Source organism: Caldicellulosiruptor kronotskyensis 2002 (assembly GCF_000166775.1).
Taxonomy (GTDB): Bacteria; Bacillota; Thermoanaerobacteria; order Caldicellulosiruptorales; family Caldicellulosiruptoraceae; genus Caldicellulosiruptor; species Caldicellulosiruptor kronotskyensis.
Genome location: NC_014720.1, coordinates 1958628 through 1981227, shown reverse-complemented (window position 1 = coordinate 1981227; position 22600 = coordinate 1958628). Strand labels below are relative to the sequence as shown.

17 protein-coding genes are annotated in these 22600 nt (G+C 35.2%); 13 read left to right on the top strand and 4 right to left on the bottom strand.

Features of this window, described 5'->3' with window-relative positions; translation table 11 throughout:
- Positions 1-3 precede the first annotated feature (3 nt).
- Genes CALKRO_RS09140 through CALKRO_RS09130 form a run of 3 tightly spaced genes read left to right on the top strand, consistent with a single transcriptional unit; the run spans position 4 to position 2805 of the window.
- Positions 4-555 (top strand): GNAT family N-acetyltransferase, encoded by a 552-nt coding sequence (locus CALKRO_RS09140; protein ID WP_013430746.1) that lies wholly within the window; start codon positions 4-6, stop codon positions 553-555.
- A gap of 55 nt (positions 556-610) precedes the next feature.
- The gene (locus CALKRO_RS09135; protein ID WP_013430745.1) at positions 611-2032 is read left to right on the top strand and encodes a rhamnulokinase; all 1422 of its coding nucleotides are present in this window, start codon (positions 611-613) and stop codon (positions 2030-2032) included.
- An 8-nt stretch (positions 2033-2040) separates the two neighbouring features.
- On the top strand, positions 2041-2805 hold the full coding sequence (locus CALKRO_RS09130) for a DeoR/GlpR family DNA-binding transcription regulator (RefSeq protein WP_013430744.1): 765 nt from the start codon (positions 2041-2043) through the stop codon (positions 2803-2805).
- Positions 2806-2828: 23 nt separating this feature from the next.
- On the opposite strand, the gene aroA is transcribed toward CALKRO_RS09130, so the two are convergent.
- The 4 genes from aroA to hisC form a co-directional block, all read right to left on the bottom strand.
- On the bottom strand, positions 2829-4130 hold the full coding sequence (gene aroA / locus CALKRO_RS09125) for a 3-phosphoshikimate 1-carboxyvinyltransferase (RefSeq protein WP_013430743.1): 1302 nt from the start codon (positions 4128-4130) through the stop codon (positions 2829-2831).
- The gene (locus CALKRO_RS09120) at positions 4127-4969 is read right to left on the bottom strand and encodes a prephenate dehydrogenase (protein WP_013430742.1); all 843 of its coding nucleotides are present in this window, start codon (positions 4967-4969) and stop codon (positions 4127-4129) included. The genes aroA and CALKRO_RS09120 overlap by 4 nt, the downstream gene beginning before the upstream one ends.
- Before the next feature lie 5 nt (positions 4970-4974).
- Positions 4975-5988 carry a 3-deoxy-7-phosphoheptulonate synthase gene (aroF, locus tag CALKRO_RS09115; RefSeq protein ID WP_013430741.1) on the bottom strand — a complete coding sequence of 338 codons (1014 nt, stop codon included), beginning with the start codon at positions 5986-5988 and terminating at the stop codon, positions 4975-4977.
- 77 nt (positions 5989-6065) lie between these two features.
- Positions 6066-7142 carry a histidinol-phosphate transaminase gene (gene hisC / locus CALKRO_RS09110; protein ID WP_013430740.1) on the bottom strand — a complete coding sequence of 359 codons (1077 nt, stop codon included), beginning with the start codon at positions 7140-7142 and terminating at the stop codon, positions 6066-6068.
- A 297-nt stretch (positions 7143-7439) separates the two neighbouring features.
- Between hisC and CALKRO_RS09105 the strand changes: the two genes are divergently transcribed.
- From CALKRO_RS09105 to uxuA, 10 genes are all read left to right on the top strand, one after another.
- Entirely contained in the window at positions 7440-9110 is a 1671-nt protein-coding gene (locus CALKRO_RS09105; RefSeq protein WP_013430739.1) for an ABC transporter substrate-binding protein, read from the top strand.
- A 111-nt stretch (positions 9111-9221) separates the two neighbouring features.
- Positions 9222-10307: a uroporphyrinogen decarboxylase family protein gene (locus CALKRO_RS09100; protein ID WP_013430738.1), complete on the top strand. Its 1086-nt coding sequence runs from the start codon at positions 9222-9224 to the stop codon at positions 10305-10307.
- 139 nt (positions 10308-10446) lie between these two features.
- A complete protein-coding gene (locus tag CALKRO_RS09095; RefSeq protein WP_013430737.1) occupies positions 10447-12123 on the top strand; it encodes an ABC transporter substrate-binding protein in 1677 nt (558 codons plus the stop codon).
- Positions 12124-12250: 127 nt separating this feature from the next.
- Positions 12251-13189, top strand: coding sequence for an ABC transporter permease (locus CALKRO_RS09090; protein ID WP_013430736.1), 939 nt, complete (start codon positions 12251-12253; stop codon positions 13187-13189).
- Between the two features lie 49 nt (positions 13190-13238).
- The gene (locus tag CALKRO_RS09085) at positions 13239-14138 is read left to right on the top strand and encodes a carbohydrate ABC transporter permease (protein ID WP_013430735.1); all 900 of its coding nucleotides are present in this window, start codon (positions 13239-13241) and stop codon (positions 14136-14138) included.
- 117 nt (positions 14139-14255) lie between these two features.
- The gene (locus CALKRO_RS09080; protein ID WP_013430734.1) at positions 14256-16088 is read left to right on the top strand and encodes a sensor histidine kinase; all 1833 of its coding nucleotides are present in this window, start codon (positions 14256-14258) and stop codon (positions 16086-16088) included.
- 24 nt (positions 16089-16112) lie between these two features.
- Entirely contained in the window at positions 16113-17642 is a 1530-nt protein-coding gene (locus tag CALKRO_RS09075) for a response regulator transcription factor (protein ID WP_013430733.1), read from the top strand.
- Positions 17643-17699: 57 nt separating this feature from the next.
- Positions 17700-19781 carry an alpha-glucuronidase family glycosyl hydrolase gene (locus tag CALKRO_RS09070; protein WP_013430732.1) on the top strand — a complete coding sequence of 694 codons (2082 nt, stop codon included), beginning with the start codon at positions 17700-17702 and terminating at the stop codon, positions 19779-19781.
- 35 nt (positions 19782-19816) lie between these two features.
- Positions 19817-21436 carry a mannitol dehydrogenase family protein gene (locus CALKRO_RS09065; RefSeq protein ID WP_013430731.1) on the top strand — a complete coding sequence of 540 codons (1620 nt, stop codon included), beginning with the start codon at positions 19817-19819 and terminating at the stop codon, positions 21434-21436.
- Between the two features lie 43 nt (positions 21437-21479).
- Positions 21480-22559, top strand: coding sequence for a mannonate dehydratase (gene uxuA, locus CALKRO_RS09060; RefSeq protein ID WP_041741979.1), 1080 nt, complete (start codon positions 21480-21482; stop codon positions 22557-22559).
- Positions 22560-22600 lie beyond the last annotated feature (41 nt).

Genomic DNA, 22600 nt, shown 5'->3' with positions numbered 1-22600 from the left:
AAATTGGTAATAGCACAAGGTGAACTTGTGAATATAAGAGAGGTTAGGTGGGGGGACTTAAAATATCTTCAAAAATGGGCAAATGATCCAGAAGTTACCTACTGGGCAAGGGCCGAAACAAATGTTTCAAGTGTTACAATAGGGGAGTTTAGAAGATGGTATTACAGGCGTTCCTCCTCTTCTGTTAAAAGATTTATCATAGAAACAAAGGAATCAAAAAAGCCGATTGGTTCTATTTCCTATAGAGATTATGATTCTATTAACAAAGTGGTAGTTCTTGGCATACATATTGGAGAAAAGAACTACTGGGGAAAAGGATTTGGCACCGATGCAATTAAAGCGTTTGTGAAATACCTTTTTGATACACTTGATATCAATAGGATAGAACTTGATACTTTCGATGAGAATATAAGGGCAATTAAAGCATATCAAAAGTGCGGTTTTAAGATTGAGGGCGTTTTAAGAGAAGCAAGGCTTATTGAAGGAAAATTTCATGATGTAATTATTATGGGAATGACAAGAAAAGATTATTTAAAAATAGCAAACAAAACTTAAATGTGATATAATAAAAACAAACACAAAATAACTCAAACAGAATAAGGAGGAAAAAATGAAAAGTATAAATTGCATCGGTGCTGATTTTGGTGCGTCAAACGGAAGGGTTTTTGTTGGCAGGTTTGACGGGTCTGTTTTGGAGCTTTGTGAGGTTCACAGGTTCGAAAACAATCCTGTGCGGCTTGGTAAAAGTCTTTTTTGGGATTTCCTTTACCTTTTTAACAATCTTAAGATTGGAATCTACAAAGCAAAAAAAGAATTTGAAAGTATAACAAGCATAGGGGTTGACACATGGGGTGTGGATTATGGTTTGATAGACAAATGTGGAAATCTTATTTCAAACCCCTATCATTATCGTGACCTGAGAACAAAATCAGCTATTGAGGAAGTAGGAAACATTATACCCCTCAATCAGTTGTATAACACCACTGGTATTCAATTTATGAATTTCAACACCATTTACCAGCTGTACATAGACTACAAAACAAGACCTGAGATAATGAAAAATGCTTCATCGCTTTTGTTGATGCCAGATCTTTTTGCTTATTTTTTAACAGGTGAAAAGGTAAACGAATACACTATCGCTTCAACTTCTCAGCTTTTAGATGCCCACAAGAGAAAATGGAGTTTTGAGATCATTGAAAAACTTGGGTTTGAAAAAGATTTATTTAATGATATAATTTATCCAGGAAACATTTTAGGAAAACTTTCAAAGGAGATTCAAGAAGAGCTTGAGGTAGAAAGCATACCTGTTATAGCAGTAGCAAGCCATGACACAGCTTCAGCTGTTGTGGCAGCACCGTTTTCTGACGGAAAACAAACAGTTTTTCTTAGCTGTGGCACATGGTCGTTGATGGGGGTTGAACTTGACAGTCCTTTAATAAACGAGAAAACATTTGTAAAAAACTTTACGAACGAAGGCGGGGTTGAGAACAAAATAAGGTTTTTGAAAAATATCACTGGGCTTTGGATTATCCAGCAGCTAAAAAGCGCATGGAGCAAAAAGTTCGAAGAAGTAAATTACAATCTCATAAGTGAACTTGCACAAAAATCCAATGTTGATTACGCAATCGACCCTGACAGTGAACAGTTTTTAGCACCTGTCGATATCATTTCGGAAATAAAGAACTTCTGCAAAACACACTTTGGAAAAGAACCAGAAACACTTGGCGACATTGCAAAAGCAGCTTACAATGGCATTGTTAAAAAATACCAAAATACAGTTGAGGAGATAGAAAACTTAACAGGGCTTAAGATTTATACAATAAATATGGTTGGTGGAGGCATTAGAGATAAGTATCTTTGCGAGCTTACATCAAAGATTACACAAAGAGATGTTGTGGCAGGACCTGTTGAGGCAACAGTACTTGGCAATATTATTATGCAACTTATAGCTTTAGGTGAAATTAAGGATCTGCAGGAAGGAAGAGAGCTTCTCAAAAAGAGTATACAGTTTGAATACTACAAAGGGAGGTAAGAGGAAAAGTGCTTGCGATTGAGCGAAGACAAAAGATTATGGCGATGTTGAATGAAAACAAAAGTGTGCTTGTACCTGAGCTTGCAAAGCTTTTCAATGTTACAGAAGAGACAATAAGACGTGACCTTGAAAAGCTTGAAAAAGAAGGTCTTCTGAAAAGAACGTATGGCGGGGCGGTATTGGTTGAGAACTACAATGTTGATATTCCTTTTGAGTTTAGAAATGTTACAAACATAGAGGGTAAAAAGCAGATAGCACTGAGCTTGATAAAGTACATCGAGGATGGCGATACTCTTGTTATGGATTCGAGCACCTCTGCACTTCAGGTTGCAAAGCTTTTGAAAACAAAGAAAAAAATCACTGTTATTACAAACTCAGAGCAGATAATCAGTGAGCTAAAAGTTTTTGAAGACACAATAAAAGTTATCTCAACTGGTGGGACACTTAGAAACAAATCTTTGTCGCTTGTCGGACCAATAGCTGAACAGACTTTGCGGTCTTTAAATGCAAACAAAGCAATAATATCCTGTAAAGGTTTTGATATTGAAAAAGGGTTTACTGAGTCAAACGAGCTTGAAGCTCAGGTCAAAAAACTCATGATTGAGATAGCAGATAAAGTCTACATGATAGTAGACCATACAAAGATGAACAAGACAGCTTTAGTAAACATTGCAACACTTGACGATGTTGATTTTATCTTCACAGACAAGATACTGCCGCCAAGCCAAGAAAATGCAATCAGAGAGAAAAATGTAGAGATTGTATATTGCTAAAAAAGGGGCAAATAGCCCCTTTTTTATATCTTTTTTGTTAAGGAAAAAAGAATGTCGTAAAAGTTTGGAAAAGAGATTGATACGCAGTCTGCATCCAAAATGGTACTTTCACCCTCCACTGCACATGCCATGATAGATGCTGCCATTGCTATTCTGTGATCTTTATATGAATTTACAACTGCACTTTTGAGTTTTTCTCTTGAACCTATTATTTCGAGTCCGTTTTCAAGTTCATAGCACTCAGCTCCAAAACTTTTCAGCATCTCAACTGTTGTCTTTATTCTATCACTCTCTTTTACTCTTAGCTCTGAAGCATGGTCAATTGTGGTTTTACCTTCGGCAAATGCCGCTGCAACTGCCAAAATAGGTATTTCGTCTATGATACGCGGAATATCGTTTTTTTCAACCTTTACACCTCTTAGGTTGCTGCTTCTCGCAACTATTTTTCCCACAAGCTCTCCATTTCTATTTTCCACATCTTCAATTTTAATCTCAGCACCCATTTGTTTTAGAACATCAATTATACCTGTTCTTGTTGGGTTTAAAATGCAGTTTTCAATTACCACTGAGCTACCTTCACATATCAGTGCAAGAACAATAAAAAATGCTGCAGATGATATATCTGATGGAATTTTTATCTTTATACTGGAAATTTGACTCGGCAGTATCTCTACTGTATATACCCCATCTTTTTCCCAGCTTTTTATATTTGCTCCTGCATGCTTTAACATAAGCTCTGTGTGATCTCTTGACTTAGGACTTTCTTTTATGACACTTTTGCCTTCAGCTTTTAAAGACGCAAAAATCAATGCAGATTTTACCTGCGCACTTGGAATAGGTAAGGTATATTCAATCGGTTTTAATTTTTTGCTGCCTTTTACCTTAATAGGCAAGAAATCTTCTTTTTCTAAAAACTCAAACTCAGCTCCCATTTGAGAAAGAGGTACTGTGACCCTTTTCATAGGTCTTTTTTTAAGGGAGCTGTCACCTGTCAAAATAGATTCAAATTCCTGGGTTGACAAAATACCAAGGAGAAGTCTTGTGGTTGTTCCTGAATTTTGACAGTCCAGTATCTGTTTTGGAGCACTAAGAGCAAAGCCATTTCCTCTAACAATTATTTTGTCATTTCGAATTTCTATATCAGTGCCAAGATTTTTGCAACAGTTTATGGTGGCTAAGCAATCGTCTGAAAAGAGAAAGTTTTCTATTTCTGTCACACCATTTGCCAAACTTCCAATCATGATACTTCTGTGGGATATTGACTTGTCAGGCGGAACAATTACATTTGAGTTTATTTTTCTTCTTCCATCAATCTTAACATTCACTTTCTATCACTCACAATCTTATCTCTAATTAATTTTGCTTTTTCAAAGTAAGAGTAAATTTGGTTATAGTTTTCATATTGCAAACTTAATTTAAAATTTTTCAAAAGTTCAATATAAGCATCAATAAGTTCAAGTAACACGTTCTTGTTGGAGATTGATATATCTGCCCACATTTTTGGACTGGAGGAAGAAATACGAGTTATATCTTTAAAACCTCCTCCAGCAAATTTGCAATATATCTCGCTACTACTTAACATATTCACAAGCCCTGCAGACACAACATGAGGAAGATGTGAGATAACACCAGTTATTTTGTCGTGAAGTTCGAAGTCAATCTCCTCAACTTTGCATCCAATTGATTGTAATAGATTCTTAAGCTTTTCAATATCCTCTTCTCTATTGATACCAGTTGGGGTTATGAAGTAGTATGCACCATTAAAGAGTGTATCAAATGAATATTCATAGCCTATCTTTTCAGTGCCTGCCATGGGATGTCCACCGATAAAATTGGTAATTTTATGTTCGATGGAATATTTGCAAATTTGAGTTTTTGTACTTCCAACATCTGTTATGATTCCATTTTTGATTTTTGATGATAATTTGCTAAGAATAGGTATACTTTCTAATACTGGGACGCATATGAAACTAAAGGCATACTCATCTTCTGCTTCATCTAAGTCTTCAATCTTTTCTTTTACAATGCCCTCACAAATAGCTTTTTCAACTGCACTTTTGTTTATATCGTAAGCATGAATTTCATACCCGCATCTTTTGAACGCTTTTGCAAGTGAACCACCAATGAGACCAAGCCCTGCTATGAGTATCCTTTCCCTTACCATTTTCTCTATACACTCTTTCCAATTGATTTTGCTATTAAAGATATCTCTTTTACAAGTTTGTCAAACTCCTCAGGTGTGATTGACTGAGGCCCGTCAGATAAAGCCTTTTGCGGATTTGGATGGACCTCAATCATAAGCCCATCAGCTCCTGCTGCAATTGCCGCTTTTGAAAGTGCTGGAACATACTTTGCTTTCCCTGCTGCATGGCTCGGGTCAACTATTATTGGAAGATGACTTTTTTCCTTTACAACAGGGATTGCTGAAATGTCCAAAGTGTTTCTTGTTGCTGTCTCAAATGTCCTTATTCCTCTTTCGCATAAAATAACATTTGGATTTCCTTCGCTTAAAATGTATTCAGCAGCATTCAGCCACTCTTCAATTGTTGCTGCAAGCCCTCTCTTGAGAAGAACTGGCTTGTCTTGTCTTCCTACATATTTTAGCAAATTAAAATTTTGCATATTTCTTGCACCAATTTGGAAAATATCTACATAATTATACGCTCTGTCAACAGCGCTTTCACTTATTACCTCTGTTATTACTAAAAGATCATACTTTTGTGCAGCTTCTTTTAATATTTTCAGTCCTTCTTCCTCAAGACCCTGGAAAGAATATGGAGATGTTCTTGGTTTGTAAGCTCCACCACGCAGAATCTTCGCACCGCTTTTTTTAATCTTTTCTGCAACTTCAAACATCTGCTGATAACTTTCAATTGCACAAGGACCACCAATGAGCGTAAGTGTGTCTCCACCAATTTCTACATTTTTAATTTTTACAACTGTAGGTTCGGATTTGAATGTTCTGCTTGCAAGTTTGTAGCTCTCAAGGATTGGTATTATCCTGTCGACACCTGGTAAAAGCTCAACAGGAACATCAGACAGAATTCTCTCATCGCCAATGACACCAATCACAGTTCTTTCAACGCCCTGTGAAATGTGGGGCCGCAGGCCAAGTGATGTGATAAGTTTTACAACTTCTTCAATATCTGACTCTTTACAATCCTTTTTCATTACAATAATCATATTCATCGCCTCCATACTACCATTTTTTATTTTACTATAGTTTGCATCCGTTCTACCATTCTTCAAATTTTCTTTTTCTATAGAATTTCTTTCAAAGCCTTTATGAATCCCATATTATCACCTTCCTGCCCAGTTGTGACTCTCAGATATGTTGGCATACCGAATATGTCGCCTGGTCTTACTATTATACCTTTTAAAAGAAGCTTTTTGAACACATCAACAGCATCCTTCTTTACATCTACCATTACAAAATTTCCATATGATTTTATATAGAAAAGACCCATTTCTTCAAAGTTTTTATAGAAAAATTCAAGAGACTTTTTATTAAGTTCTTTTGCCTTTTTTACATGTTCTTCATCGTCAAGAGCAGCAGAAGCTGCAATCTGTGCCAGATGATTTACATTAAAAGGTGGTCTTACTCTGTTTAATTTTTCAATGATTTCCTCTGATGCTATTGCATACCCAATTCTTAAAGATGCAAGACCATAGATCTTTGAAAATGTCTGAAGAACAATAAGATTTTCAAATTCATAAAGCCACTCTGTAGCATCTGGGTATTCAGGGTCATCTATATACTCTTTATAAGCCTGGTCAACAACAACCGCAATGTGTGAAGGTACTGATTTTATAAAATCATATAATTCTTTCCTTTTAACAATAGTACCAGTTGGATTGTTTGGATTGCAAATCCAAATTACTTTTGTTCTTTCATTTATATTGTTATAGAAAGCCTCTAAATCATGGGTAAAGTCTTTTAACGGAAGTTCGATTGGTATACCGCCCATCACTTTTGTAACTGTTTCGTATCGGGGAAAAGAAGGTTTTGCCATTATTGCATTGTCCCCTGGATTAATAAATACAGCTGCTATAAATTGAGTGATTTCATCAGACCCTGCCCCCAGAAGTATCTGCGATGGTTTTACACCCAGCTTTTTTGAAAGTTTGAGTTTTAGCTCTGTACAGTTTCCATCCGGGTAAATACCAAGTTCATCCAAGTTTTGCATCAAAGCTTTTTTAACATTTTCGGATGGTCCTAAAGGATTTTCATTTGAAGCAAGTTTTATTACCTTTTCAAGGCCAAGCTCTCTTTTCACCTCAGAAATAGGTTTGCCAGGGATATAGGGTGAAATTGTATTAATTACTTCTCTGAACAAATTAACACACCCCTATTTTACGATTTTCAATAATTTTATTATCAACTATTAGTAGTTGTCAAGAAAAAAGTGATGGACAAAAAATAGAGTAGATTTAATTTAGCAGAAATGTTTGTGGATTAGTTATAAACTTTTTAATTTATCAGGCTCCAAAAAAGTCAATTTTTCAGGGGGAAAATATAAAATTTTTCAGGGTTACATTTCTACAATTTATAGTTATAATTTATTTCAGATTCACAATTTTTAAAGTCTTTTTGCTCGTAGAAATGTCAAAATATACAGTGAGGAGGGTTTGAGATGTCAAAAAAATTAAAATCGTTTGCTTGTTTTATTTGTTTTGTGTTCATTTTTTCAACTCTTGTTACATTCCCAAGTTTAAAATCTGATTCTGTGAAAGCGGCTTCAAGCAATCAACCCGTAAAGACATTGACATTTTTCTATGGAGATTCAAATGCAGATCCTCATCCAGACCTGTTTAGCACTCCTATTGGTAAAGAAATTACAAAGCTTACAGGTGTAAAACTCAAAATCGAATACTTAGCAGGACAGGATGAGGCGACAAAGATTGGTCTTATGTTAGCATCTGGTGATTTGCCAGATTTGATTCATGGTCATCAGGAGCATGGAAAGTTAATAGAAGCTGGTGTATTGGTACCACTTGATAACTATATTCAAAAATACGGGAAATATTGTAAACAGATTTACACTGATAAAGATCTCAAAAGACTCAGACAGAAAGATGGAAAAATTTATTTCTTGTCTCCTTACAGAAACGAAATAACTCCAGACTTAAAACCAGATGGTTTCTGGCTACCAATTGATCTTCTTGAAAAAGCAAAATGGCCGAAGGTAAGGTATTGGGAGGACTATCAGCAGCTCATTAGAGATTATGTAAAGAAAAATCCAACTATTGATGGCAAACCTACTATAGGATTCACATTTATAACAGAAAGCTGGAGATTCTTTACATTAGAAAATCCGCCTTCATATCTTATGGGATATCAAAATGACGGTGATGTGATAGTTGATCCAAAAACTTACACAGCAAAAGTATATTCAACAATGGAAGGTTCAAGAAGATACTATAAAGATTTGAATAAGATGTGGAAAGAAGGGCTTATTGACAAAGAGGTATTCGTTCAAAACTATGACACATATCTTTCCAAGATTGCTCAGGGTAGAGTTGTAGGATTCTATGATCAGTGGTGGCAATTTGGATATGATGCAGAGGCTTCACTGAAGAATGCAAAGAAATACAATAGAATGCATATTTCATTCCCAGTTGTTTACAAAGGTGTTCAAAGAGCAAGATATCTTATGATTCAGCCGATTGGCGCAAGAGATGGTATTAGCATAACAAAGAAGTGTAAAGACCCTGTCACAGCATTTAAGTTCTTGGACAAACTGTGCTCTTTAGAAGCTCAAAAACTTATGTATTGGGGAATAAAAGGTGTTGATTACAGTGTAGACAAAAACGGAAAAATGTACCTAACAGATAAACAGAAAAAACAGAGAGAAGACCCTGTTTACAGGAAGAAACAAGGTCTTGGATACTGGTGGGTATTTCCACATGCATATTTGAAGCTGCAGGATGGAAATTACAGAGAGCCAGGATTTGACCCAGAGTATGTATACAAGAACTTCTCACCAGCTGAAAAGAAAGTTCTCGATGCATATAAAGCTAAATACTTCATGCAACCTCCATTTACAGATCCTCCACTTGAAACACCTTATGGATTTGCATGGGAAATCAATATTCCTGCTGATAAGCCTCAAGTTACAATTGCTCAACAGAAGATGAGCGAAGTGAGAAGAAAATATCTACCACAACTTGTAATGGCAAAGACAGATGCAGATTTTGATAGAATATGGAAAGAATTTGTTCAGGCATTTGAAAAAACAAATTACAAAGTTTATGAGCAGTTCAAGACAGAAATGATTCGCTGGAGAGTAAAGAATTGGAACTAAATATGGAATAAATTTGTGGTATATTCTATAGGGAAGGCCTCTTATTTTAGAGGTCTTCCCTATAAATTTTTGTAGCCTAAAAAATAATTTCAACAAAGGAGGAGAGTTCTTGTGGACTTATCTAAATTTGATGTAAAAAAATTCTGGGAAGAAAATGATTTTTGTAGGCTTAATTTTGACAAAAAAACAAGGATTCCTATCCACTTTTGGCTTGATGACCATTTTCTGTTTGAGCTGGTGGGTCCTTTTTCAACAGTTGATTATTATTCTGACAAATCATACAGACTTCAAATTCATAAAAAAGCTAATGAAATTTTGGAAAAAGAGCTTGGCAGAAGATTTTATTCAGAAGAAGAGCTTGACCCTCTAGAACCAACAAGATTTGAGGTTGTAATGGGTTCAAAGGTTGTGATATCAGAAGGTGGAACGCCTTGGCTCGAGCCTGCAGTTGAAAGTTTAGATGAGGTAAAAAGTTTTATAGAAAAAATGGAGAGGATTGATGTAAAAAAGGTGATTACACCTGAACTTTTGAAAGCAAAAGAAGATTATGAAAAAGCGACAGGGAAGAAGCTAAAATGGGGGCATATGACAAGAGGACCTGCTACAATTGCAACAAGTTTGTTAGGTACAACAAATCTTTGTATACTTTTGATGGATGAACCCGAGTTGATGGATATATTTTTTGAGATTTTGAAAGAAAAACTTGTGGAGTATATAAAAAATTTAAGAGGTTATTGTAACGTTGAATATGATGGAATTGCAATTAACGATGATAACTGTTTTTTATTTTCGCCCAAGTTATATGAAAGATACTGTGCACCTATTTTAGAGAGTTTGTTTAAAAATTTTGCACCAAGAAAAGAAGATACTCGCTATCAACATTCGGATAGCAATATGCAGCACCTACTTCCTATTTTAAATGACCTTGGAGTAAATAGCGTTAATTTTGGGCCTGAAATTCACCCTGCAACGATAAGAAAGTTTATGCCAAATGCATTGATTTATGGACAGATGCCACCATTTATATTGAGAAATGGGAGTGCAGAAGAAATTATCGAGTACGTAAAAAGAGATATGCAAGTTTTAAAAGATGATGGAAACTTTATCGAAACACCAGCAGGTTCTGTTGCATCAGGTACTCCTCTTGAAAATATAAAAATATACATGTGGGCAGTTCAAGAATATGGAAAAATATAGACTTTTGACATATCAATTTTATGGGGGAAATATGTTAGATTTTAAGGGTTGTTTTTATCTAAATACTATGTAAAATGAACAGTAGAGGATGATAATTGTTCATCCTTGATAAAAATTCAAAGAGAGGAGGCGTTTCAATTTGAAATTTTTAAGAAAAATTTCGATTGTGGTAGCGCTTGTTTTCATTATTTCCGCGGTGCTGGGTGGGATTGTACCTGTATCTTCCCAGAAGGTTGAAGGTGCATCAAAAAAGGTTGTAACTTTTACAATGTTTAGTGCAGATGCGACAGTACAATATCACCCAGATATCTTCAGTACTGCTATTGGGCAAGAGATTACAAAAAGGACAGGCGTAAGATTGAAAATCGAACACTTTGTAGGAATGGACCAGGCAACAAAGATATCACTTATGCTTGCATCTGGTGATTTACCAGACTTGGTTTATGGCAGTGGTGAGCACAAACAATTTATTCAGAACAAAGCTTTAGTTCCGCTTGATAACTACATTCAAAAATATGGTCAGTGGACAAAGAAGGCGTACTCTCAGGCAGATTTGAGGAAACTTCGCCAAGCTGATGGACATATTTATTTCTTGAGCTACACAAGAGGTGAAGTGTCACCTAGTGCAAGTGGTGAAGGTTTATATGTAATGATTGACATGTTACAAAAGAATAACTGGCCAAGATTAAAGTACTGGGAAGATTTGGTACCAATGTTAAGAAATTATGTTAAGAAATATCCAAAGTACAAAGGTATGCCTGTAATAGGCATGTCAGCAATTACAGAAGGCGCAAGATTCTATGTAATTCAAGATCCTGCAACAGGTTTGAATGGTCTTATAGCAGATACTGTACAAGTTGATCCGAAAACATATAAAGCAAGCTATGACCCTGCAGGAATAGGAATGTACAAAGCTTACAAGGCGCTAAATGCTCTGTGGAATGAAGGTTTGTTTGATAAAGAGGCATTTGTTCAGACATATGACCAGTGGGCTGCGAAAGTTGCTCAAGGTAGAGTTGTGACAAGCTGGGGAAGGTCATGGCACTTTAACACAGCATTCAATACACTACGAAAGAATGGCGAAGATGATAGAATCCTTGTTCCATTTGGCATTGTATTTAAAGGGGTTAAAAAATCAAGATATGTGATGCTTCAGTCAATTGGAACAAGAGATGGCATAAGCATTACAAAGAAGTGTAAAGATCCTGTAAGAGCATTCCAGTTCTTAGACCAAATGCTCAATCCAGATATTCAGAAACTTATGTTCTGGGGTATTAAAGGAAGAGATTATCTTGTTGACAATAAAGGTAAGATGTACAGAACACAAGCTATGATTGACAAAGCAAGAGACCCTGTTTACCAGAAACAAGAAGGGCTTGGCTACTGGAACATCTGGCCAAGATGGCAGCTCAAGCTTCCAGATGGAAATTATGTAAAACCTGAACTTGATCCAGATATTGCATATATGCAATGGGCACCAGCACAAAAGAAAGTGCTTGAAGCATACAAAGCAAAAACATTTGTTGAACCACCATTTGCTGATGAACCTGAATGTCCACCTTGGGGATATGCATGGGAGATCAACGTTCCACCTGAAAAGCAAAAAGAAATCCAGGTTCCACTCAACATTGCTAACGACCTTGCAAGGAAGTATATACCAATGCTTATAATGGCTCCAAAGGGCAAGTATGATGAGGTATGGAACAAATACAAAGCAGAGGTTAGATCAAAGATTAACACAAAACCAATTGAAGAGTTCTATACACAGGAAATGAGACAGAGAATGGCAGATTGGTACGGGATTAAAGTTAAGTAATGTTTCTGAAACCTCAAAGGGAAGAGGTAAAACCCTCTTCCCTTATATAAAATTTCTAAATTATTAAGACTTCATTATAATGGGTACTAATCTTGTAGGAGCAAAGTTTTAAAAGGAGGTAATTACATTGGATGCAGTATACTACAATGGTTCAAAGAAAACGTTCTGGCAAAAAGTAAAAGAGCAGAAAGAACTTGTTTTTATGATATTTCCATTTGTCTTGTATGTAATTTTGTTTCACTACATACCACTTTGGTGGTGGGTCATTGCATTTAAAGAATACAGGCCATTCCAAGGTGTTTGGGGTTCAGAATGGGTAGGTTTGCAGCAATTTAAAGATTTATTCAGCGACTCTGGTTTTTGGCTTGCTATGAGAAATACAATTGTTATAAGCTTTTTGAAGCTTGTTACGTCCTTTGCAGCAGCTATCTTACTTGCATTGATGCTTAACGAAGTGAAGAATATGTTATTTAAAAGAACTATTCAAACAATTTCATATCTTCCCCACTTTGTTTCTTGGGTTGTTGCGGCAAGCATAGTTATAAGTGTGCTAGCACCAGAGTCAGGTATTCTCAATCAGATTTTAATGTCACTCAAGATTATTAAACAGCCAATTGTCTGGATGGGTGAAGGACATTATTTCTGGTGGATATTGGCTTTCTCGAATGTTTGGAAGGAAACAGGATGGAATGCTATAGTGTATTTGGCAGCAATGACAAGTATAGACCCTGAACTTTACGATGCGGCAAGCGTAGATGGTTGTGGAAGGTTGCAAAAGATAAGGTATGTAACACTGCCGGGGATTGCGCCAACAATTAGCATGCTTCTTATTCTCAACGTTGGTTGGCTTTTGAATGCTGGTTTTGAACAGGTTCTTTTGCTCAGAAACCCGCTTGTTCAAGATTACTCTCAAATTCTTGACACATATGTTCTTGACTATGGTATTACAATGTACAGATATTCATATGCTACAGCTGCTGGTATGTTTAAGAGCATCGTAAGTATTTTGCTTGTTTTGTTTGCAAATAAAGTTGCTGCAAAATTAAATGCATCCACTGTAGTATAAAAAGTCAGGTAGCGTTTTTCAACAATATAAACAGGAGGGAATGGGTAAGATGTTTAAGAAAAAAACAGCCGAGGATATTATAGTTGACTTGGTTGTTTATATAAGTTTGATTTTTGTCGGTATTGTGACTTTATATCCATTTTTAAATGTATTAGCTGTTTCATTCAACGATGCACTTGACACAGTTCGAGGAGGAATTTATATCTGGCCAAGAAAATGGACATTAAAAAACTATGAAATTATTGTTAGCAATCCACAGATATATAATGCAGCTTTAGTATCTGTTGCAAGAACAGTTCTTGGTACAGTGCTTGGTATTATTTGTACAATGTTTGTTGCTTATCCACTTTCAAGAAAAGATTTTGTTTTAAGACGTCCGTTTTCAGCAATAATGGTTCTAACAATGTATTTTGGCGCAGGATTGATTCCAACCTACTTATTGTATAGGTCATTGGGACTTTTGAATACATTTTGGGTTTATATTGTTCCTGCACTTTTGGGAATGTTTAATGTTGTTGTAGTCAGAAGCTATATAGAGTCACTTCCTTCAAGTTTGATTGAATCTGCTAAGATTGATGGAGCAAGTGAATTTAGAATTTTGTGGCAGATAATCTTTCCACTTACCCTGCCAGCAGTTGCAACAATAGCCCTGTTTATAGGAGTTGGACATTGGAATTCGTGGTTTGATGTGTATATCTTTAACTCACAAAGACCTGACCTGAGTACTCTTCAGTATGAGCTTCAAAAGATTCTGGCATCTGTAAGTATGCAGGTTGGAAGAAATCCTGACTATCAAATGGGAGCAATGGCTGAAACTCAGCAGGTTACTCCAAACTCGGTAAGAGCAAGTATGACAATAGTTGCCACAGCTCCAATTATTATGGTTTATCCATTCTTGCAGAGATATTTTGTAAAGGGTCTTACTCTTGGTAGCGTTAAAGGAGAGTAATCAAAGCTTTTTAAAGTGGGTGATTTTCGCCCACTTTGATTTGTTTTTTATAAGTAAATAAAATACAGTTATTATCCTTATGTATTATGATATAATTAAACTTAGGAGATATAAAACTTGTGGTGGAATAAAGTGTTAAAAAAGTTTTTTAAATTTTCAAAAGAAAGAATACTTGACAGATTAGATAATCTTTCTGTCCGAAAGAAATTGTTACTTGTATACATTCTATGTGTTTTAATCCCCACAGTAGTGAGCCATTTTATATTTACCATTTTCATTATAAAAAATCTTCAGCAACAAAAAATTACCCAGATAAAAAGTGCTTTTAACATCTTAAATACTAACATAAAAAAGGTAATAGATGAAGCTATATTGTATTCAAATACATTGTATACAGATGATTTACTTAACGATATGCTTGACATTAATTACCATGGTATGGATGATTTTTATTCTAATTATGTTCAGTATCTGAGAAATAGGATATATCAGGGTAGAAATGTGTATTCAAACATTGCTCGCGTAACAATATATACAAACAATCCTACAATTTTAAACAGTGACGGGTATAGAAAGTTAAATATACAAGAGGTTAAAGAATGGTATGATAAAGTAATTAATAATCTGCAAGGAATAGTTATAATACCTACCAGCGACAATGGAGTTAATGGAGAAGAAGGATATGTGTCATTGATAAGAAATCTCAATCAATATGAGCAAAGAAGTACTTCGACGGGAAACAATAGTAAATATACGAAAATAGCAAAAATTGATATTTATCTTTCAAGCTTTTTTAATTCCATAAATTTTGAGGTATTTGGTGGAGAGATTTACTTAATAGACAGCAGTAACAGAATAATTGCAGCTCATACATACAATAATTTAATTTTTACCAAGCCTTTTGTAAAATTTGAGACGAGTAAATTTGTGCCGAAAGGTTCGTATGTGTTTGTGAATAATCTGGATATAAATCTTTTAAATGGATGGAAACTTGTTGGAGTATTTTCGCGATCGTATATGATGGGAGAGATATACAAAGCTATTGAGTTCATATTACTTATTTCCCTTTTGAGCTTGATATTTGCAACCTTTTTAATAAGACTCATAACTTCTTCTATATCAAATAGACTGGAGCTTTTAGAAAGACATATGAGAAAAGTTAAGAAGCAGCGCTTCGAGATTCTGACATGCAGAGAAGGGAACGATGAGATTGGAAATCTTATAAGAGAATTTAACAATATGACAATAAGACTTAAAGAACTTATAGAGAAGGAAATGCTTTCTGAAATTCAAAAGAAGACACTTGAAGTTGAAAAAAAGCAGGCAGAGATAAATGCGCTTCAGAGTCAGATAAATCCACATTTTCTTTTCAATACACTGGATTCAATAAGAATGCGTTCTGTTTTGAAGAATGAACTGGAAACAGCTGAGATAATTAAGTATCTAACAAGGACTTTAAGGAGGCTTATTTACTGGGGAAATGATATAACCACAGTTCAGGAAGAAATCAATTTTGTAGAAGATTTTCTAAAAATACAGCAATACAGATTTGGTGAAAAATTGACATATGAAATTTTTGTAGAAGAGGATGCTAAAAATTGTTTGATTCCTAAGATGACAATCCAGCCACTTGTTGAAAATGCGTGTATACATGGTATAGAAGAAAAAGAAGACAGTGGTAAAGTAATAGTTAAAGTAAAAAAAGGGGGTATAAATTTAATAATAGAAGTTGCTGACAACGGGATAGGGATGGACGAGAAAAAGCTTGAGGAGCTTTATGCTAATCTTAACAATCCACTCTATGATAAAAGTATTGGGCTTAAAAATGTTTACAGAAGGTTAATGCTGTACTACAACGACAATGCTGAGTTTTATATTGAAAGTTCTATCAATAAAGGGACAAAGGTTGTTATTAAACTTCCTTTAGAATTGCCAGCATTTGTTTCATAAGAATATAGTGAGGGTGTGTAAACCATGATAAAAATTCTTTTGGTTGAAGATGAGATATTCATGAGAAAGGGTATAATTAAACTTATTGATTGGGAGAGGCTCGGGTTTGAAATTGCATATGAAGCGGGAAATGGGCAGGAAGCCCTTGATATTCTCAAAAGTAAGAAAGTAGATGTAATAATAACAGACATAAAGATGCCAGTGATGGATGGAATTGAGCTGATAAAGAGAGTTTCAGAGGAGTTTGAAAACAAACCTGCAATAATAATTATCAGTGGGTACAATGAGTTTGAATTTGCAAAAGCAGCTATAAAGTATGGTGTAAATGATTATCTATTAAAACCTATAGATGAGATTGAGCTTATGCAAACATTAGAGAGGATAAAAACGAGGATATCAAGCGAAAAGGAAGACTATAAAAAGAAAGAATTATTTGAATATGTAAGAAGGAACTCAGCTTTTATAAGAGCTCTTGAAATACAAGATGATGATTATATTGTAGATAGTACTGAAAATGGAGTAAAAAAATATCTTGGAATTTCCAAACAGGAAGCTTTTCAATATGAAGACGATTTGACAGTTTATGAGAAGTTAATGGAAACAGAAAAAAATATAAATGCCAATTATTTGGTCAAAGGCATTGAGATTAAGTGCTATTGGGATAATTACTTTAACTTAATTTTATTAATTAATGCCATTCAAGGGCAAAAGAAAAATAGTTTAGTTAAACAGGCTTTTGACGAAATAAGGAGTTTATTAGATTTGCAGACAATAATTGTGCAGGAATATACATCTGGTCAGAAGATGCATACATTATATAAACAACTTTTGAAAAAATTTAACTTTGCTCAATTTTACGAAAAGAGTGGTATTATAGAGGCGTCCGAGATTGGAGAATTTGAACACTACCTTGAGGATAAAAAACTTTCAAAAGAACTAATTAGGCTTATTGAAGAAAAGCGATTTGATGATATAAAAGTAAAACTTTCAAGATTTTTTGATGAATGTCAGAACAACAAAGTATCACCAGAAGTGATAAAAGGTTATATTCTCTTTGCTGTGCTTGAAATAATAGATTACTTTGAGGTATATCAGCTATTCGAAACTGATAGTATAAAGTTTATATTTAGAACAGACATACAAAAAAGCAAATTTATTTCTAAGGTTATGGAAATTTTAGACCAGGTAATAAATTGTATTGACCACAATTCAAAATTTAGTGGATCAAGCTTTATGAAAAAAATAGAGTTATTTATAAAAGAAAACTACAACAAAGACTTAACAATAAAAAGTATAGCCCAGCAGTTTTTTATTAACCCCATCTACTTAGGCAGGATGTTTAAAAAACATTTTAATATGCCATTTAATAAATATTTACATTTTGTACGTATTGAAAATGCAAAAAAACTGCTATTGACAACTGATAAGAAGATTTATGAAATAGCAAAAGAAGTAGGCTATAGTGACCCTGACTACTTTTCATTAAAATTTGAAGAGTATGTAGGAAAAAGTCCTTCTAAATTTAGGAATTCTGTATCTGTCAATGAAAGTTAATTTTCAGAAACTAAAAAGAAATCGTTTTCTAAAATAAGCAGGGGGAAGTGATTTGTTATGATTTTATCAAGGAGCAGTAACCCAAAATATTCTACGTGTTGGCTTTCTTATAAACCTATAGAGGAAATTGAATATGTCCAGGAAATCGAAAAATTTTTAGATCAGATAGTATTGCTTGAGAAAAATATATATTTTCAGAATGCAGGAAATGAATTAAAGAAAGCTTTATGTGCACTTTTTGGAACTGAGCTGAGGCTCAGCAATTCTATAAATATTAATATTGACAGTGGAATCATTTTAGGCAAAGTAACAGATGAAAGACTCAACAATTTTATAACTGATGAGGAGAGAAAAGAAGTAAGCGAGGAAGGATTTTTGATAAAAGTTATAGATGAAAATAAACGAAAATACATTATTGTTGCATCAAAAAGTGAAAAAGGAATAATATATGGGATATTTCATTTGATAAACAAGATTATACTTAAAACAAGCTTAAAAGAACTCAATTGTGTAGAAAATCCAAAGGCCCCGTTACGAATTATTAACCATTGGGATAATATGGATGGAAGTATTGAAAGAGGATATGCAGGCAAATCTATATTTTTTGCTAATGGTAGAGTAAAACGCAATTATAAACGTATATTGGATTATGCAAGACTTCTTGCATCAATTGGAATAAACGGTGTTGTTATAAATAATGTAAATGTAAGAGATAAGGCTATATGGTTAATTACGCCAAAATATCTAAATGACCTCTCGAAAATAGCAGAAATTTTTAGACTCTATGGGATAAAACTTTACCTTAGCATAAACTTTGCAAGCCCAATTTATATAGGAGGTCTTAACACTGCAGACCCACTTGACAAAAACGTTCAAATTTGGTGGAAAGAAACTGTAAAGAATATTTACAGCTACATACCAGACTTTGGTGGATTTTTGGTAAAAGCCGATTCTGAGTTCAATCCAGGACCTTATGTATACAGAAGAACGCACGCAGATGGGGCAAACATGCTTGCAGAGGCACTTTCGCCTTATGGAGGAGTTGTTATCTGGCGTGCGTTTGTTTACAACTGCTTGCAGGATTGGAGAGATACTAAGACAGATAGAGCAAAGGCTGCATATGACAACTTTAAGCCGCTTGACGGAAATTTTTCTGAAAATGTCATTTTACAGATAAAGTATGGTCCGATGGATTTTCAGGTAAGAGAACCTGTCTCACCTCTTTTTGGCGCTATGGAAAAGACAAACCAGATGATAGAGTTTCAAATAACCCAAGAATATACAGGTCAACAAATTCATCTGTGCTATTTGGGGACGCTATGGAAAGAGATTTTAGAGTTTGACACATATTGCAAAGGAAAAGGTTCGTACGTAAAGAGAATAGTGGATGGAAGTCTTTTTGGAATGAAATATGCAGGATTTGCAGGTGTTTCGAATATTGGGGATAGCATCAACTGGACAGGTCATGACCTTGCACAGGCGAATCTGTGGACGTTTGGAAAACTTGCGTGGGACCCAGATAAAAAGATTGAAGATATAGCAAGAGAGTGGACCATTTTAACATTTGGAGATGACAAAAAAGTGGTTGACAACATTTTATGGATGCTTCTTAATTCTCACGCAATCTACGAAAAGTATACAACGCCGCTTGGGCTTGGCTGGATGGTAAATCCAGGTCATCACTATGGTCCAAACCCGGAAGGGTATGAGTATTCAAAGTGGGGAACATATCATCGGGCAGACATAAAAGCAATTGGGGTTGACAGAACTTCAAGAGGGACAGGTTATACGTTGCAATATCACAAGCCCTGGCAGGAAATATTCGATGATATAAATAAATGTCCTGAAGAACTTCTTTTATTTTTCCACAGAGTGCCGTATGATTTTAGGCTGAAAAATGGAAAGACGCTCCTGCAGTTTATGTATGACTCTCACTTTGAAGGAGCTGAGATGGTAGATAAACTTATAGAAAAGTGGGAGGAACTGAGAGGAAAGATTGATGAGGAGATCTTCAACAGAGTATATGAAAGATTGAATATGCAAAAAGAACATGCAATGGAATGGAGAGATGTTATCAACACATATTTTTATAGAAAAACAGGAATACCTGATGAAAAGGGAAGACTAATATATCCGTAATATATATTTTTTGAAAGCGAGGTTGAGAAGTTGAAATGTTTGAACTGAAGATAAAAGATATATCAAAGCAAGATTTATGGCAAAAAGCCAATATTATTTTGCCTAAGTTTGACATTGAAAAAATAAAAAATGCTACTTACACAAATCCTGTTTGGGTACATTTTGGAGCAGGTAACATCTTTAGAGGGTATATTGCAGCAATAGTTCAGGATTTAATTGAAAGAGGAGAACTTGACAGAGGAGTGATTGCAGCAGAGCTTTTTGACTATGAGATAATTGACAGAATATACAAGCCTTATGACAATCTCTGCTTGGTTGTGACATCTGATGCAAAAGGAAATTTAGAAAAAAGAGTGATTGCAAGCATTACAGAAGGGCTAAAGTGCGATAAAAGTTTTGAGGGAGATTGGAAAAGACTTTGTAGAATTTTTGAAAGTTCCACTCTTGAGCTGGTGACATTCACAATAACAGAAAAAGGATACAACCTGTTTGACCTCAAAGGAGACTATCTGCCTACAGTTAAAGAGGATATAGAAAATGGACCTCAAAGTCCAAAAAGTTCAATGGGCAAGGTTGCAGCCTTGGCATATGTTCGATACAAAAGCGGCAAAAAGCCAATTGCATATGTGAGCCTTGACAACTGTTCTAAAAATGGTGAAAAATTGCAAAGTTCAATAGTTCAAATAGCTAAAGAGTGGGCAAAAAGAGGTTTTGTTGAAGAGGATTTTGTTAAATACTTGAACGATAATTCTTTGGTAAGTTTCCCGTGGAGCATGATAGACAAGATTGTCCCAAGGCCATCGGAGAGAATAAAGGAACTTTTAGAGAAAGATGGACTTGAAAATATGAATATCATTTGCACATCGAAAAATACATACATTGCGCCGTTTGTCAATACAGAAAAGGCTCAGTATCTTGTAATAGAAGATAGTTTTCCAAATGGAAGACCGCCACTGGAAAGAGCAGGAGTATTTATGACAGATAGAAAGACTGTGGAAGACTCTGAGCGGATGAAGGTTCAGACATGTTTGAATCCTCTTCACACGGCTTTGGCTATATTTGGCTGTCTGCTTGGGTATAAGACAATTTATGAAGAGGTAAAAGATGAGCATTTAAAAAGGCTTATCGAGAAGATAGGATATGATGAGGGATTGAAGGTTGTTGTTGACCCAAAAATAATAAATCCAAGGGAGTATATAAGGGAAGTGATAGAAGAGAGATTTCCGAATCCGTATATACCTGATACACCGCAGAGGATTGCAACAGACACATCACAAAAGATGCCAATTAGATTTGGAGAGACTATAAAAGCATATTTAGAAAGCCCGGATTTAGATGTGAAAAGCCTCAGATACATCCCTCTTGTAATAGCAGGGTGGCTGAGGTATTTAATGTGCATTGATGATGAAGGGAGAGCTTTTGAGCCAAGCCCAGACCCACTTATACTTGAGCTTAAAAAACATCTTGAGGGCATAGAACTTGGCAAAGAGTATGAAGATTTGGAAGAAAGGCTAAGACCAATTCTAACTAATGAGGTTATTTTCAGGGTTGACTTATTTGAAGTGGGACTATCTCAGAGGGTAGTGGAATATTTTAAAGAGATGATACAAGGCATTGGAGCTGTGAGAAAGACATTGCAAAAGCATGTAAATTAAAAGATTTTAAAAAAGAAAGGGGTTTTTAAAAGTGGGTTTTAAAATGACATTTAGGTGGTTTGGACCAAAGGATGATAATATTCCACTTGAATACATACGCCAAATCCCAGGGATATATGGTGTTGTAACAGCGCTTTTTGATATTCCAGTTGGAGAGGTATGGCCGGAAGATAGGATTTTTGAGCTAAAAAAATTGGTAGAAGGTGCAGGGCTTAAGTTTGAGGTAATAGAAAGCGTAAATGTCCATGAGGACATAAAACTTGGTCTTCCAAGTCGAGATAGGTATATAGAAAACTATAAGCAGACCATAAGGAACTTAGCAAAAGCGGGTGTAAAAGTAATATGCTATAACTTCATGCCTGTATTTGACTGGCTGAGGACAGACCTTGCAAAAAAGCTCCCTGATGGTTCTGAGGTTATGGAATATAACCATGAGATACTTAAAAATATGACACCAGATGAACTTGTAAAAAGCATGGAAAGGGGCTCACAAGGATTTTCTCTTCCTGGTTGGGAGAACTACAGGTTAAAACAGCTCCAGAGCCTGTTTGAGATGTACAAAGATGTTGATGAGAATAAGCTTTTGCAAAATCTTATCTACTTTTTGGAGAATATAATTCCTGTGTGTGAGCAGTGTGATGTTAAAATGGCAATACATCCTGATGATCCGCCTTGGTCACTTTTTGGTCTTCCAAGGGTTGTAACAAACAAGAAAAATATAGAAAAGTTTTTAAAAGCGGTTGACAGTCCGTACAATGGGTTGACTTTGTGCACAGGGTCGCTTGGGGCAAACAGGGAAAACAACATTCCGGAACTTATAAGGTATTTTGGCAAAATGGGAAGAATACATTTTATGCATGTGAGAAATATAAAATTTACAGGTGAGAGATCTTTTTACGAGACATCACACCTATCGACAGATGGTTCATTTGACATGTTTGAGATTATAAAGGCTATATACGACATAGGTTTTGACGGGTATTTGCGACCTGACCATGGAAGGATGATTTGGGGCGAAAAAGGAAGACCTGGTTATGGACTTTATGATAGAGCACTTGGCATTGCGTATTTGAACGGGCTGTGGGAGGCAATTGACAAGATGTCAAGAAATGGGAAAAAGTAGTGAGTAGAAAAGAGAAAAGTTTCCCCAGAAAACCGCCTGCT

Coding starts and splice junctions, on each gene's coding strand:
- CALKRO_RS09135 (WP_013430745.1), top strand. CDS start 611: ATGAAAAGTATAAATTGCATCGGTGCTGATTTTGGTGCGTCAAACGGA.
- CALKRO_RS09120 (WP_013430742.1), bottom strand. CDS start 4,969: ATGGTAAGGGAAAGGATACTCATAGCAGGGCTTGGTCTCATTGGTGGT.
- aroF (WP_013430741.1), bottom strand. CDS start 5,988: ATGATTATTGTAATGAAAAAGGATTGTAAAGAGTCAGATATTGAAGAA.
- CALKRO_RS09105 (WP_013430739.1), top strand. CDS start 7,440: ATGTCAAAAAAATTAAAATCGTTTGCTTGTTTTATTTGTTTTGTGTTC.
- CALKRO_RS09085 (WP_013430735.1), top strand. CDS start 13,239: ATGTTTAAGAAAAAAACAGCCGAGGATATTATAGTTGACTTGGTTGTT.
- CALKRO_RS09075 (WP_013430733.1), top strand. CDS start 16,113: ATGATAAAAATTCTTTTGGTTGAAGATGAGATATTCATGAGAAAGGGT.
- CALKRO_RS09070 (WP_013430732.1), top strand. CDS start 17,700: ATGATTTTATCAAGGAGCAGTAACCCAAAATATTCTACGTGTTGGCTT.
- CALKRO_RS09065 (WP_013430731.1), top strand. CDS start 19,817: ATGTTTGAACTGAAGATAAAAGATATATCAAAGCAAGATTTATGGCAA.
- uxuA (WP_041741979.1), top strand. CDS start 21,480: ATGACATTTAGGTGGTTTGGACCAAAGGATGATAATATTCCACTTGAA.